The sequence below is a fragment of the Paenibacillus cymbidii genome, from assembly GCF_004764705.1.
Classification (GTDB): Bacteria; Bacillota; Bacilli; order Paenibacillales; family NBRC-103111; genus Paenibacillus_AN; species Paenibacillus_AN cymbidii.
On record NZ_SHLX01000014.1, the window covers coordinates 145,446 to 159,116 of the forward strand.

A 13,671-nucleotide genomic window follows, 5' to 3' on the forward strand; every position below is an offset into this window, starting at 1 on the left:
CGTGTTTCGTGCATTTCGAAACGTTTTCGTGGTTATTGAAATAGTCAATCGTTCGGAGGAAGAGGTATAGTAAAGCCAATCCGGGCGAAAGGAGGGAGCGCATCAAGGGGACGGACGTCCCGTCTGCGTCGACAGCACGAGCAGCAGCGGAGAATGTCGAACAATCAGCGTTAAAGGAGGACGAATTCGCGACGATGAAACGATGGAAAAGCAAGCTGGCCGGGCTTCTGGTTTGCATCTTGTTTGCGGGGGTTATCAATGTTTCTTTGATTACGCCGGCAAGTGCGGATAATTCGGATACGGCGGTACTGTTTCAAGACGGATTCGAGAACGGGTTCTCGAATTGGACGACACTTGCCGGAACGCCGGCGACGAGCAAGGTGCGCGCCCACAACGGACGCAACAGCTTCGCCGTCAGTCAGAATCAGCAAGCGATTCAATACAGCCTCGGCAGCAATTCGAATCAAGTGGCCGCGGTTTGGTTTTACGACGACGCGAGCGATTCGGACATGGCGGTGATGGCGTTTGCCGACCGCAATGTATCGGTCGTCGGCATCGGGGTCAATACGACGGTCAGCGTGACGAACTACGTGTACCGGATCGGCGCCAACACGTACGTGTCGACCGCCGCGAGAACGACCGGCTGGCACAGCCTGTCGTACGATTACCGCTCCGGCAGCAAGGCGGTGCTGTACGTGGACGGCGAGAAGATCGCCGAAACGACGGCGGAAACGTCGTTCAACCGGATCGGGCTGGGCGATTTCTGGGCCGACGGGAAAACGGGAACTGTGTACTATGACGATGTTTTCGTGCAGAAGCGCCTGCCGTGGGATCCGGAGACAGTCGACCATCCGACGCCGCTGGCTCCGCTGCTGCAGGCGAGCCAGCCGGGCGGCATCACCATCAGGGACGACTTCGAGAACGGCCTCGGACGCTGGTCCGTCTTGTACGGCGCTCCCGCAACGAGCACGGCTCAAAAACACGGCGGCGCCTCCAGTTATGCCGTCGCGCAAGACCAGAGCGCCATTCGCTACGATATTGCCAAAACGAATAAAGTCGTCGTCGCCTGGTTCTACGACGATACGTCGAAACCGTCGACGCAAGTGATGGCTTATGCCGACGCGTACAGCTCGGCGCTCGCGCTCATCGGCATCGGCGTTCACAGTGCCGCAAGCGTCACGAAATACGTTTACCGGATCGGCACCGACGAATCGGTTTCCGCCGTATCGCGGAGCACCGGCTGGCACAGCCTCTCGTTCGATTATCGGTCGGGAACCGGCGTGACCTTGTATATCGACGGCACCCAAATTGCCGCCTCGACGGCCGAGGTTGCCGTGAGCCGGATTTCGCTAGGCGATTTCTGGCCGGACGGGAACACGAGCGGCGCCTATTTCGACGACGTCGCCGTACAGGACTATTTGCCGTGGGAAACGCCGACCGCCCCTGCCGGCATCACATTCATGGACGGCTTCGACAACGGCTTCACCGCCTGGACGACCCAGTTGGGAACTCCCGCCGCCAGCGCGGATCGGTCGCACGACGGCCGCAACAGCTTCGTTCTGAACCAGAACCAGGTGGCCATCCAGCACAACATGGGATCGAGCTTGCGCAAGGTCGTCTCCGTCTGGTTGTTTGACGATGCGGCCAACGCCAATTCGACGGCATATGCCTACGTCGACAATTCGTCCGCTGCTGTGGGGCTTGGCGTCAATACGTCAGTCAGCGGAACGTATTATGTTTCCGCCATCGGCGCAACCGCGGCAACGACCTCCGTCAAGCGCAGCTCCGGCTGGCACCAGCTCGTGTTCGACTACCGGTCGACGGGCGGCGTCGTGCTGTACATCGACGGGGAGCAAGTCGGCACCACCGCTTCGGTCAATGCATTCAATCGCATCGCGCTGGGCGATTATTGGTCGGGCACGACCAGCAACGTCTATTTCGACGACGTCAGCGTCAAGGACGGCCTGCCCTGGGATACGGCAATCGCGCCGTTCGTCGACGGCTTCGACGGCGGGCTCGCCTACTGGGCCTCTGCAGCCGGTCATGCGGACACGACGACCATGCGCGCCCATAACGGCAACTTCAGCTATGTGCTGAACGAAGATACGGATGCCGTGCAGCATAACATGGGCTACAAAGTGAACAAAGTCGCCGTCGTCTGGATGTACGACGATGCCGAGAAGGATGCGCTGCATGCGGAAGCGCTCGTCGATCGCGGCGTCACGGCGATCGGTCTCGGCGTCGATACGGGCGTCAGCGCCGCCAACTATGTGTACCATATCGGCGGCACAACCGTCGCTTCCTCCGTACCACGCAAGACGGGGTGGCACAGCCTCGCCTTCGATTATACGTCCGGAACCGGCGTTACGCTGTACATCGACGGCAAACAAGTCGCCGCTTCGTCTTCGGAAACCGTGTTCAACCGCATCGCGTTCGGCGATTTCTGGAGCGACGGGGTAACCGGCTATATCGAATTCGACGATGTCGCCGTGCAGGACACCGTTCCTGCTCCGCCCGGACAGCCGCTGTTCCGCGAAAGCTTCGAATCGGGGCTGACGAACTGGATCGTGCAATCCGGGACGCCGACGCTCGGCACGGCGCAGGCGCATGACGGGCAGAAGAGCTTCGCGCTCGATCAGGACGTCGTGATGATCCAGCACAACATGGGCATCTCCGCCAACAAGGTGGCCGTCGTCTGGTTCTACGATACGGCCAACAATTCGGCCGTGCAGTCGTACGCCTTCGTCGACAACGGCTCGTCGCTGGTTGCGCTGGGCGCGGTCAGCGCCACAAGCGCGACCCACTATATTTACCGGATCGGCAGCACGCAGAGCGTTTCTTCGGTGCCGCGAACGCCGGGCTGGCACAGCTTCGTCTTCGATTACCGCTCCGGCCGCGACGTAACGCTGTATATCGACGGCCGCACCGTAACGACGACGACAACGTCGGCATCGTTTACGCGGATCGGGCTTGGCGATTACGGACTCGGCGTCACTTCGAACGGCATGTACTTCGACGATGTGACGGTGCAGGACCAGCTTCCGGTCATTCACAGCTTCGACGACGGCTTCGAAGCCGGCTTTGCCAACTGGACGGCAGCGTACGGCACGCCTTCGGCAAGCTCGTCGCAGAAGCACGCGGGCAATAACGCCTACGCGGTGAACGAAGATGTCGACGCGATTACCCGCACCGTCGCCGGCACGAACGGCGCGGCGACGTTCTGGTTCTACGACACGGCCGCGCCGACGCTGCAGGCGATGGCGTTCGCCGACGGCGCTACCATTGTCGGGCTTGGGGTAAGCACGCCGGTCAATGCGGCGAAATACGTGTACCGGATCGGTGCGACCACGACCGCAACGACGCTTGATCGTACGGCCGGCTGGCACAGCCTGACGTTCGATTATCGCAGCGGTACCGGCGTCACCCTGTCCATTGACGGCCATCAGGTGGCGACGACAACGGCGATAACGGCGTTCACCCGACTGGCTATGGGCGACTTTTGGCCGGACGGTTCGACCGCCAACGTTTTCTTCGACGATGTCAGCATCGGCCAGTTTACGCCGTGGGAGTCGGATCCGGCGTTTGTTGCGCCGCCGCACTTCACCGCAGCGGACGCGATGGGCTTCGAGGCGGACGGGGCATGGCGCAGCGAGGCGTATATCCTCGAAGACAATCCGAATCTCGTGGAATCCGACTTGTGGGAATCCCGCACCACCTCGCTGGCAGCATTGTCCGCCGGCGTAGTGGAAACGAACGAGCATGTAGCGGAAGGGGCGCTTTCCGGCAAATGGAGCAATCATCCGTATTATCCGACCATTTCGACGCGTTCGATCGAACACGACTGGTCGACGTACAACACGATTTCGTTTGCGGTTTATTCGGAGGTCGCCACCGGGGAAACGATCCATCTGCTTGCCTTCTCCGACAATGCGGCTACGTATTGGGAGGAGTTCTACTACTTCCCGTTCACGATCGATTTCACCGGCTGGAAAACGTTCGACATTCCGTTCGCCGCCTTTACGCCGTACGGCGATCCTGCCGGCTGGAACGACGTTAGCGAGCTCGCTTTTGCAACCAAAGCGTTAAACAAGCAGCCGAGTCCCGACACGGTCGTTCATCTCGACGCGATTCATCTGCGCAGCGAAACGGCGACGACGCTGGACACGCTGCTGGCCGGGCTTGCCGCTTCTTCGCCGCAGCCGGTCAACTACATGACGAAATATCCGGCCGGCTTCAAGGCGGTGTCGCTGGAGGACTACCTGCTGTACGTGAACAACAAGATCGAGTACGACACGGCAGCATCCGCCAGACAGCTGGAAATCCGGGCGGAAAATAACGCGATTCTGGCGAAGTACGGCATCGCGGGAACGGACGGCGACTATGCGCTGAACCAGTTCGTCGATGCGCAGCCGGCGATCGCCACGTCGCACGACGTCATGCCGTTCGACCCGGGCGCGCTCAATCACGGCTTCGCGGAGCTGCACGCCGCGCCGGCCGGAGGCACGGTCGAATACCAGTCGTATTGGAAAAACGAACGCGCGCTGTACGGCTACAACCCGCAATTCCAGGTGGCGCCGGTATCGGTTGACGTGTACGGCAACAAGTACCTGAAATACAGCGATTCGATCATCGAAACGTATCATGCCGGGGCGGACCGCTGGCTCTACCATGACATCGAGCCGGTCTATCGCAAGTACGTCACCGACACGCTTGGCTGGTACGGTTACTGGCATCGCGACGACGGCTTCTACAACGATGTCAAAATCCGCTTCGACAACGACGGCGACGCGTATATCTTGTCCACGCTGCTGGAAGTGAGAGCGAACGGCACTACCGGAGACATCGTCGGGGTGCTGCTGTATTCGCACGACAAGATGAAAACATGGACCGCGTACGCGCTGCCGAATCCGTTCTCCAAATTCGAGAACATCGACTCGAACAACGCCGATGCGCTGAATCGGCCGCCCGTCATCACGCTGCACGATTATTGGTATCACGCCAGACAGAACAAAAGCGGCTACCTCCTCATCCCGCAGAAGCAGCCGGACGGCACGCTGGTCATTCCGCCGCGCACGAAGTTTTGCGACAGCTGCCTGCAGACGACGGTTTACCATTCCGGCGACGCCAATATTGCGGTAACGGCAGGAGACAAGGTATACCTGGCTTACAGCGTAAATGAAATCGAACGCAGTCCGGCGATCCCGGCGAACCATCCGGCGAATACGATGTCGTGGACGTACAACGGCCGTACGTACGAGAGCAAAAACGGCTCTCCCGCGTTCGTCGTCAGCTACGACATCAACACGGGGCAAGTGTCCGCTCCCGTCTTCATCGGGTATGCCGGCAGCGTTCCGTACGACGACCATGACTGGCCGGCGATCGAAATCGACAGTACCGGACATCTTCACGCTTTCATCAACGGCCATCACAATCCGCTCACCCACACGGTAACGAACAGCGCCTACGATATTTCCTCGTGGTCGGTGCCGGAGCTGGTCGGGTTGGCCAACTCCTACGCGGCGATTACGATGGACGCGGACGATACGATTCATGTCGTTACCCGCGATTCGGCGCGCGGCTATCGGTTCGACCAGTCGTATTTCCGCAAGAAAGCGGGCCAGCCTTGGGAAGGGCCGGTCAATCTCGTGAAACGGTTCAAGCCGTATTACGAGGTGGCGAACCAGCGGATGTCCATCGATCCGACAACGGGCAAATTGTTCGTATCGTATTACGGCCAATCGCGTTCGGTGCAAATTTACAAGGACGAGTATGACGCCTATACGTACATTTGGCCGGATCGGGAGAAGCTGATGAATCCGCGCAACGTGGCCGGACCGGTCGGCTCCTACAAAACGCCGCGCGGCTCTTACGGCACGATGGCGAGCATTCCCGCGACGGAAATGACGATTCTGACGTCCGACGACGGCGGGGATACGTGGCATTTGGCGACGACGCCCGATTTTGCACCATAAAGAAACAGAAGGGGACATGGACGGTTCATGTCCCCTCATCTCACCCGAGGAGGAAGCGGCATGATCATCGCCCGGGAGTGGAGAAACCGTTACTTTATTCGTTTGGCGCTTTCATACGGCATGTTGGCCGTCCTGCTGATCGGCGCTGCAGGCGGCTATTTGTTCAACCGCGCGAATCGGGTCATGATCGACGAAATGTTCAAGGACAGCCAGCACAATTTGAACAATATCAAGGATTACGTGGAAAATACGTTTCTGCAGCGATACGAAGATACGTTCATGAGCAAGGTGATGACGACCGTCAACCGGGACAGTCTCGATGAACTGCAATACCTGCTTGAACACGATACGGAAAAAGACGCCTACCGCATTACGCGTTTCATATATGACATGGGTGCGATCGCTTCCGCGAACGACGGCATGTCCGGCATTACCGTGCTGCTGAAAAAAGCGAATTACGTGATCGACGAGCAATATTATTATCACACCCCCGCCAACTCGCCGGATTACGATTTTATCCGCACGCTGGACGAAACGGCGCCCAATCGCTGGACGAAACGGACCAAAGGCTCTACGGGCAAAGAAGTGCTGACTTATGTGTATTCGCTTCCCTACAAATCGATCAATAAATACGCCCTCGGGTATTTGTATCTGGATATGGATCTTGACTATATGAACAAAATGATCCGCCAGATGACCAGCTCGTCCCAGGAAAGGCTGCTCATTTTCGACAAAGACGGCAGGCTCGTCTTCCAGAATCAGCCCGGCAGCGACAGCTCGCAACGACTGGTGCAGGACATCGTCCGCGAAAACCGCTCCGAGCCGTTCGTGACCAAGGACACGAAGGAAGGCAGCATCGTCGCCTATTTGCCCAATCGCGATTCACGCAACGAATGGAGCTACGTGCTCGTCAAGCCGGTGAATTCGTTCCTGCTGACGACGGATCAATTCAAGAACGACATTCTGCGCGGCTGCCTGATCGTGCTTGTTGCCGGCCTGTTGTCGTCGTTGTTCATCTCGAACCGGTTTTCTTTGCCGCTGAAGCGGCTGGTGCTGCGCATGGGCGAACAAACCCGCAGCAGCAACGTGGTGCATCTGCTCAACGGGAACGTCGGCGATATCGACGACATTACAAGCTTGCCGACGCAGTGCCAATACGTAGCCGTTTATGTAAAAGGCGCCGCGGGCGTCCGGGAACGGTTCACGAACGAATTCGCCGGACCGTCCCGCGCGGCGGGTTGCGATACCGTAAGCGTCAACGCGCAATCCACGGCGATTTTGTTCTACCGCGACAGCGCGGAGGAGGAGCCGGTGCGGGCCGTCAGGAAAGAAATGGAGCGCTGGTTGTTCGAAACGGCCGGCGACCGGCAAATCGTCGTTGGCATCGGGCACGCGGCGCAAACCCCGGAAGAGGTGCACCGGTCGTGGGTGAACGCCGCATATGCCAGCAAGTACAGCTTCATCTTCGGCTGCCCCGCCGTCGTCGCATACGACGATGTAAAGGAGCGCAGGCCGCAGCATGTGCCGTTCCCGTTCGAGCCGTTCTCGAACGCGCTGCTCGCCGGCGATTGGCGGGCCGCCCTGCCGATGATCGACAAATTTGCCGAGGAGCTGGCCGTCGCCGACATGTCGCTGGAATCGTTCGAAGTCAACATCATGCAATTCGTCATGTCGTTGTCCGGGTTTATTATCGACCACGGTCTGCAAGCCGAGTTTCCGAGCTCCGCGTTGTTCGCGGACGTCAAGAAACCCACCTTCGCCGAAACCGTGCAGCGGATGAAGGAAATTTGCCTGCCGGTAGCCACCTTGTTCGCACAGCGGGCTACCAACGGGCATACGCGGATGATCCATGAGTTGAAAGCTTATGTGGACAGCCATATGGAGGAGGACCTGTCGCTGGATTCGCTGGCGGCCAAGGCGGGGCTTACGCCCAATTATGTGTCCTTGCTGTTCAGGGAAGTGCTGCACACATCCGTGGTCGACTACATCAACAAGGTACGGCTGGAAAAAGCGGCGCAGCTGCTCCAGGAGACGAGAGCGACGGTGGCGGATATCGCGGCGCAGTCGGGGTACCGCAACGTCCCGTATTTCTGCACCAAATTCAAGGCGAAGTACGGCATTACGCCGATCCAGTACCGGCAAGCGGCCGGCGGAGGAAAGTACATTCCCGCGGAATCGTCCGCGGCGGGGGAATGATCGTTTTTTTCCGCCAATTGTGGCTTTTCGAAGCATTTTCGAGGTATTTGAAATAGTCAATCGCACGGGCGTTACGTTATAGTAGGCCCTGACACAGAGCTGGCGGACGCGCCGGAAAGCGGCATTCGTGTCGTACGTTTCCAATCGAACGGGAGGTTATCATGAACGTCCGCAAGGGGTTGACGGTGATGACGGCGGCGCTGATCGCCGCTTGGTCGCTTTCGGCTTGTTCCGGCAAGACGAACGGCGCGAAGGAGGCGAACGCGGCGACGTCCGGCGTTTCGGCCGAGGCAGCGGAGGAGCCGGTTGAAATCAAGTGGATCGGCTTCTATCCCCCGGACAGCGACAATTCGTATGTGCAGCAATACCTGGAAAAGAAATTCCACGTCGCCATCAAAAACATGAGGCTGGACCGAACGGCGTCGGCCCAGCAGCTGAACGTGAAGCTGGCCATGGGCGACATTCCCGACATCATTCCCCCGTACGTCGATATCAACGCTTATGCCAACATGGTGCAGCAGGGAATTGCGGCGGAGCTCCCCTTGGAAGAAATCCGCCACTATATGCCAAGGTACGCCAAATTTATCGACGACATGGACCCATCGCTTTGGAACATCGGGATGATCGACGGCAAAAACTACGGCATCCCGAAAACGTATGCCGAAGGGGACGCCTATTTTGTCCCGGCCTACAATGCGGCCTGGCTGCGGGCGATCGGCTACAGCGAGCCGCCGCGGACGCTTGCCGGGCTGGAGGACGTGCTGACGAAGTTTCGCGAGAACGACCCGGACGGCAACGGCAAGAAAGATACGTACGGCTTTTCGGCTCGCGGCAAGGATACGCTCGGTTCCAACCAGATTTTCAACACCGTGTTCGGCGCGTACGGCATCAACCCGAACGCCTGGATGGAAACGAACGGCAAGCTGCAGTTCGGGATTACACTGGAAGGCGCGAAACAAGCGTTCATCACGCTGAACAAGTGGTACAAGGCGGAGCTGATCGATCCGGAGTTCATCACCATGGACTGGAACCAGTACCGGGTCAAGTTCGTCGGCGGCAAAGTCGGCATGTCCGATCAGGCGCTCTGGTATCATCTCGACCCCAGCGGGACGCTGGGCGCGGACGCGCTGAATGCGGGCATGACGTTCGTTGTCGGACAGCCGCTGCAAGGTCCGGGCGGCAAACGGTACGCCGGTGCGCAAGGGCTCGGCCAGGTGCCCTATATCATGAGCGCCGACGCCCACAAGGACGTAAAGAAGCGGGAAACGATTTATCGCATCATGGACGCGTTGGCGATGGACCCCGAGGTGTATCGTGCCGCCGTGTACGGCGAGAAAGGCGTTCATTACGACGAAATAGACGGCGCCGCCGTGCTGAAGCCGGCGTATACGGACGAGCAAAAAGCGGGAGCGATTGCCGGCATTGGCTATTATTACGGGTTGTTCAAATTGAATACGTTTCCAACGGTGGATCGGCCGAAGAGCCAGCTCGACTTTCGGGCCGGCATTGTACGGAACGACGTGATCCGGCTGATCGACGCGCTGCCGCAGGCGTATCTCCCCAGTTGGGCGGCCAATAGCGACGCGATTACCAAACTCATCAAGGAATACGAGCTCAAATTCGTTACCGGCGCCATCGATCCGGCCAAAGGGTTCGACGATTTTGTCGCACTGCTGAACAAGGCCGGGCTGCTCGCGGCGACGGACGAAGCCAACAAGCTTTATGCCGAACGAAAGAACCTCAAATAACCAGGTAAGCCAATTTAAGGAGGGGTCGTTTTGAAAAGGAAATCGAGTGCGGTTACCGTTTGGCTGCTTTTTCTTATCCTGTCGTTGTCGCTTGCCGCTTGCAGCAGCAAGCAGGGAAGCGGCAACGCTTCTCCTTCGCCCACGGCGACGGGAAGCGCCGCCCCCACGGCATCGGCTGCGCCGAAAGGTTATCCGGAGAACGGATTGCCGAACGATCAGAAGGTGACGCTCAAGGTCGGCTTCTTCGAAGGCGGCATGGGCCGGGCGTACATCGACTATGCGATCGACACGTTCAAGAAGAAGTTTCCGAACGTCAGCTTCGATGTTACGTACTCGCCGGAAATGGCCAAGCTGATTACGACGAAAATATCGGCAGGCAACGACGACGACATGTTCGACATCTTCTCCACGAACAGCGTCGATATCATTTCGCTGTCGAAGGCTGGCAAGGTGGAGCCGCAGGAAGACGTATGGAACCATAAAGCGTTCGACAGCGACAAAACGTTGAAGGAGCTGTCGCTGGAAGGGCAATTCGCTTCCGCTCCGCGCGTGAGCGGCAAAACGTACGCCTTGCCGATCGTGGCATCGGGAAGCGGCCTCTTTTTCGACAAAAACCTCTTTCAGCAAAACGGCTGGAACCAGAACCCGAAAACGTGGAACGAATTCGTCCAGCTGGGCGAAGCGATCAAGGCAAAAGGCATCATCCCGATTACGTATCCCGGCAAATACCCCGGCTACATCTCGTCCGGCTTCGGCGATTACAAGCTGTTCGAGCTGGCGGAACAAAGCGGCAACCTGGCGAAATTCGAAGACAACTACCGCAACTTCAAGCTGCCCGAATACTTGTCGCCGGAGCGGATCGAGCTGTGGAAGCGGATCGCCGATCTGGCCAAAAAAGGCTTCTTCCCTCAGGGCGTAGCCGCACTGACTCATACGCAATCGCAAATGCAGGTGATCCAGCACCAGGCGGCGATGGTGTCGACGGGCGTGTGGGTGCAGAACGAAATGAAGGATTCGACGCCGGCCGATTTCAAATGGGGCTTCATGGCCGTGCCGATGGGCAACAGCCCGGACCAGACGATCTGGGTGCAGAACAACCTGAGCGAAGGCTTCTACATCTGGGCGGCCAAGCCGGATCTGAACAAGAAGTGGGCCAAGGAGTTCAGCGCCTGGCTGTGGAATCTTGACGTCCAGCAGCGCGTCGCCGATCAGGGCGGCCAGCTTCCGGTGCGCAAGGACTACATGGAAGACAGCGCCCGGGCAAGCAAGCTGCAGGACGCGCCGAAAGCGCTGCTCGAATACACGAAAACGAACAAGGTGCATATGGAAAGCCAGTACCGCCTTGTCACCTTGACGGACCCGTCTTTTGCGCAAGCGAAAAAAGTCATTACCGACGCAACGACCGAAATCACTTCCGGCAAACAGGATCCGCTGCCGAAGCTGGAGGAAGCGGAAGCGCTGATGAAGAAAGCGGTCGAGGCGCAGGCCAAGTAGGAGCGGGGAACAGGGGCGGGGGAGTCGATTCTCCTCCGCTTCCGCCCGAAGAAAGGAGGGCCGGCCATGCATTCGCCGAAGGCAGCTTCAACCGACCATTACCCCGTGCGCCAAGGCAGGCTGCAGAAGGCCCGCATCCAGAAGCGGCTTTTTTTGCTGGTTGCGATTGCGCCCGCTTTTGGCGGTTATCTGCTGTTTACGCTGTATCCGAATCTGTTGTCGGTGTATTATGCGTTTCTGAACTGGGACGGCATGACGAAGCCGGTATACGTCGGTTTCGACAACTTCGTGACGATGGTGCATGACCGCAACGTATGGAACGCACTGCTGCACAACCTGATCTATATGGCGACGGTGCCGTTTTTTGTTGTGGCGATTTCGCTGCTGCTCGCTTATTTGCTGACCAATAAAACGTATCGCGGCACGTCGTTTTTCAAGGTGCTGTTCTTTTTCCCGAACGTGCTTTCCACCGTCGTTATCGCGCTGTTGTGGGCCTTTATTTACGACGGCAGCTTCGGCATTCTGAACGCAATCTTGCGCATGATCGGCATCGATACGGGCGGCTTTTATTGGCTCGGCGAAACGAACACCGCGCTGTGGGCGGTTATCCCTCCTTACGTGTGGGGCGGGGTTGGCTTGTACGTGATTATTTTCGTTAATGCCATGACGACGATTCCACGATCGTTCTACGAATCGGCGATCATTGACGGTGCGGGTCACGCCACGCGATTCGTGCGGATTACGCTGCCGCTGATTCTGCCGATCGTTCGCGTCGGCGTGTTGTTCCTCGTGCTGGGGACGTTGAAAGGGTTCGAGCACGTGCTGATCCTGACCAATGGCGGGCCGGCCGGTTCGACGGAAGTGATCGGGCTGTACATGTTCAGCCTTGCCTTCGGAAACGACTACCACAATTACGGCTACGCGTCCGCGATCGGCATGCTGCTGTTCGTCATTCTGGTGCTTGCCAAGCTCGTCATGGACAAAACGATGCCGAACCGGTCCGTCGAATACTAACTTGGCAGTTGGAAAGGGCAGAGACGGCTATGAAGGAAAGACGTTCTTTAATCGACTGGTTCTGGTGGCTCGTGCTGATTGTCTGGTCGCTGACGATCCTGTTTCCGCTCGTTTGGGTGCTGTACGAATCGTTAAAAACGAACCGCGAGTTTTTTCAGGACGTGTGGTCGCTGCCCGGGCAGCTGCAGTGGGCGAATTACGGGAAAGCGTGGAGCAAATACGGCATCGGCGACGCGATGGTGAACACGCTGTATTACGTCGGCGTCACGCTGCTCGTCGGCACGTTCATCACGACCATCAACGCTTATGCGCTCACCCGGATGGAATTCCGCGGGCGCCGGCTGCTCTGGGGCGTTATTATGCTGTCGTTGTTCCTGCCGGGCATCAACGCGCTTATCCCCCAGTACGTCGTCATGCGCGAGCTGCATTTGACCAACAGCCTGACCGGGCTGATTATTCTCGACAGCTTCGGGGAGAACGTGTTTTTCCTCATGCTGCTGGGAGGCTTCATGCAGGCGCTGCCCAAGGAGCTGGAGGAGAGCGCTTATATCGACGGCGCCACCTTGTTCCAGGTGTTTCGGCGGATCATCGTGCCGCTGTCGATGCCGGGCATTGTGACGGTGGCGATTTTCAAATTTCTCGCGCTGTACAATAACTTCCTGTCGCCGTTCATTTATTTGAGCGATCAGAAGAAGTATACGATCGGCGTCAGCATGTACAGCGCCAATCAGATGATGCAGTACACATCCGACTGGGTCACGCTGTTCGCCGGCGTGATGATGGCGATGGTGCCGTCGGTGCTCATGTTCGTGTTCTTCAAGCGCTGGATCATCGAAGGCGCAACGCTCGGCGCGGTTAAAGGGTGAACCCCGGCCGATGCGTCAAAAATGGCGCAACAACGAATTAGCCAGTGGAGACACTGGCTATTTTCGTACTGCAAGAAGCGATCCTGGCGGGCTGCCCCCTGAAGTGGCCCGATGTAGTGCCCGGCAACCAATATAGGCAATAAAAAATGGCCTATTTGCCCCAGATCGCCCGGCTCGACGGAAATAGCCAGTGAAAACACTGGTTATTTCCTCCGGATCGCCTTCAAGTAGGCACTTTAAGCGAAATAGCCAGTGAAATCGCTGGCTATTTCGCTTGAAGTGCCCGTTTTGGGCGGAATAGGCAAGAAAACATGGCTTATTTGCAAGGTGTTAGTTGAAAGATAGGGGAATGGTGAGTGAAGCCAGGCAGGAGCGAGTATC

Annotated in this window: 6 protein-coding genes; all 6 read left to right on the top strand. The window is 58.2% G+C overall.

Annotated features, from left to right (window positions below; translation table 11 throughout):
* Positions 1–194 precede the first annotated feature (194 nt).
* On the top strand, positions 195–5,972 hold the full coding sequence (locus EXY20_RS19915; protein WP_135553854.1) for a carbohydrate binding domain-containing protein: 5,778 nt from the start codon (positions 195–197) through the stop codon (positions 5,970–5,972).
* Between the two features lie 60 nt (positions 5,973–6,032).
* On the top strand, positions 6,033–8,168 hold the full coding sequence (locus tag EXY20_RS19920) for an AraC family transcriptional regulator (protein ID WP_167859382.1): 2,136 nt from the start codon (positions 6,033–6,035) through the stop codon (positions 8,166–8,168).
* Positions 8,169–8,329: 161 nt separating this feature from the next.
* Entirely contained in the window at positions 8,330–9,916 is a 1,587-nt protein-coding gene (locus tag EXY20_RS19925; RefSeq protein WP_135553856.1) for a type 2 periplasmic-binding domain-containing protein, read from the top strand.
* A 30-nt stretch (positions 9,917–9,946) separates the two neighbouring features.
* A complete protein-coding gene (locus EXY20_RS19930) occupies positions 9,947–11,410 on the top strand; it encodes a type 2 periplasmic-binding domain-containing protein (protein ID WP_135553857.1) in 1,464 nt (487 codons plus the stop codon).
* 66 nt (positions 11,411–11,476) lie between these two features.
* Complete coding sequence (locus EXY20_RS19935; RefSeq protein WP_135553858.1) at positions 11,477–12,424, top strand: carbohydrate ABC transporter permease; 948 nt, start codon at positions 11,477–11,479, stop codon at positions 12,422–12,424.
* Positions 12,425–12,453: 29 nt separating this feature from the next.
* Positions 12,454–13,290, top strand: coding sequence for a carbohydrate ABC transporter permease (locus tag EXY20_RS19940; RefSeq protein WP_135553859.1), 837 nt, complete (start codon positions 12,454–12,456; stop codon positions 13,288–13,290).
* The last annotated feature ends 381 nt before the right edge of the window (positions 13,291–13,671 follow it).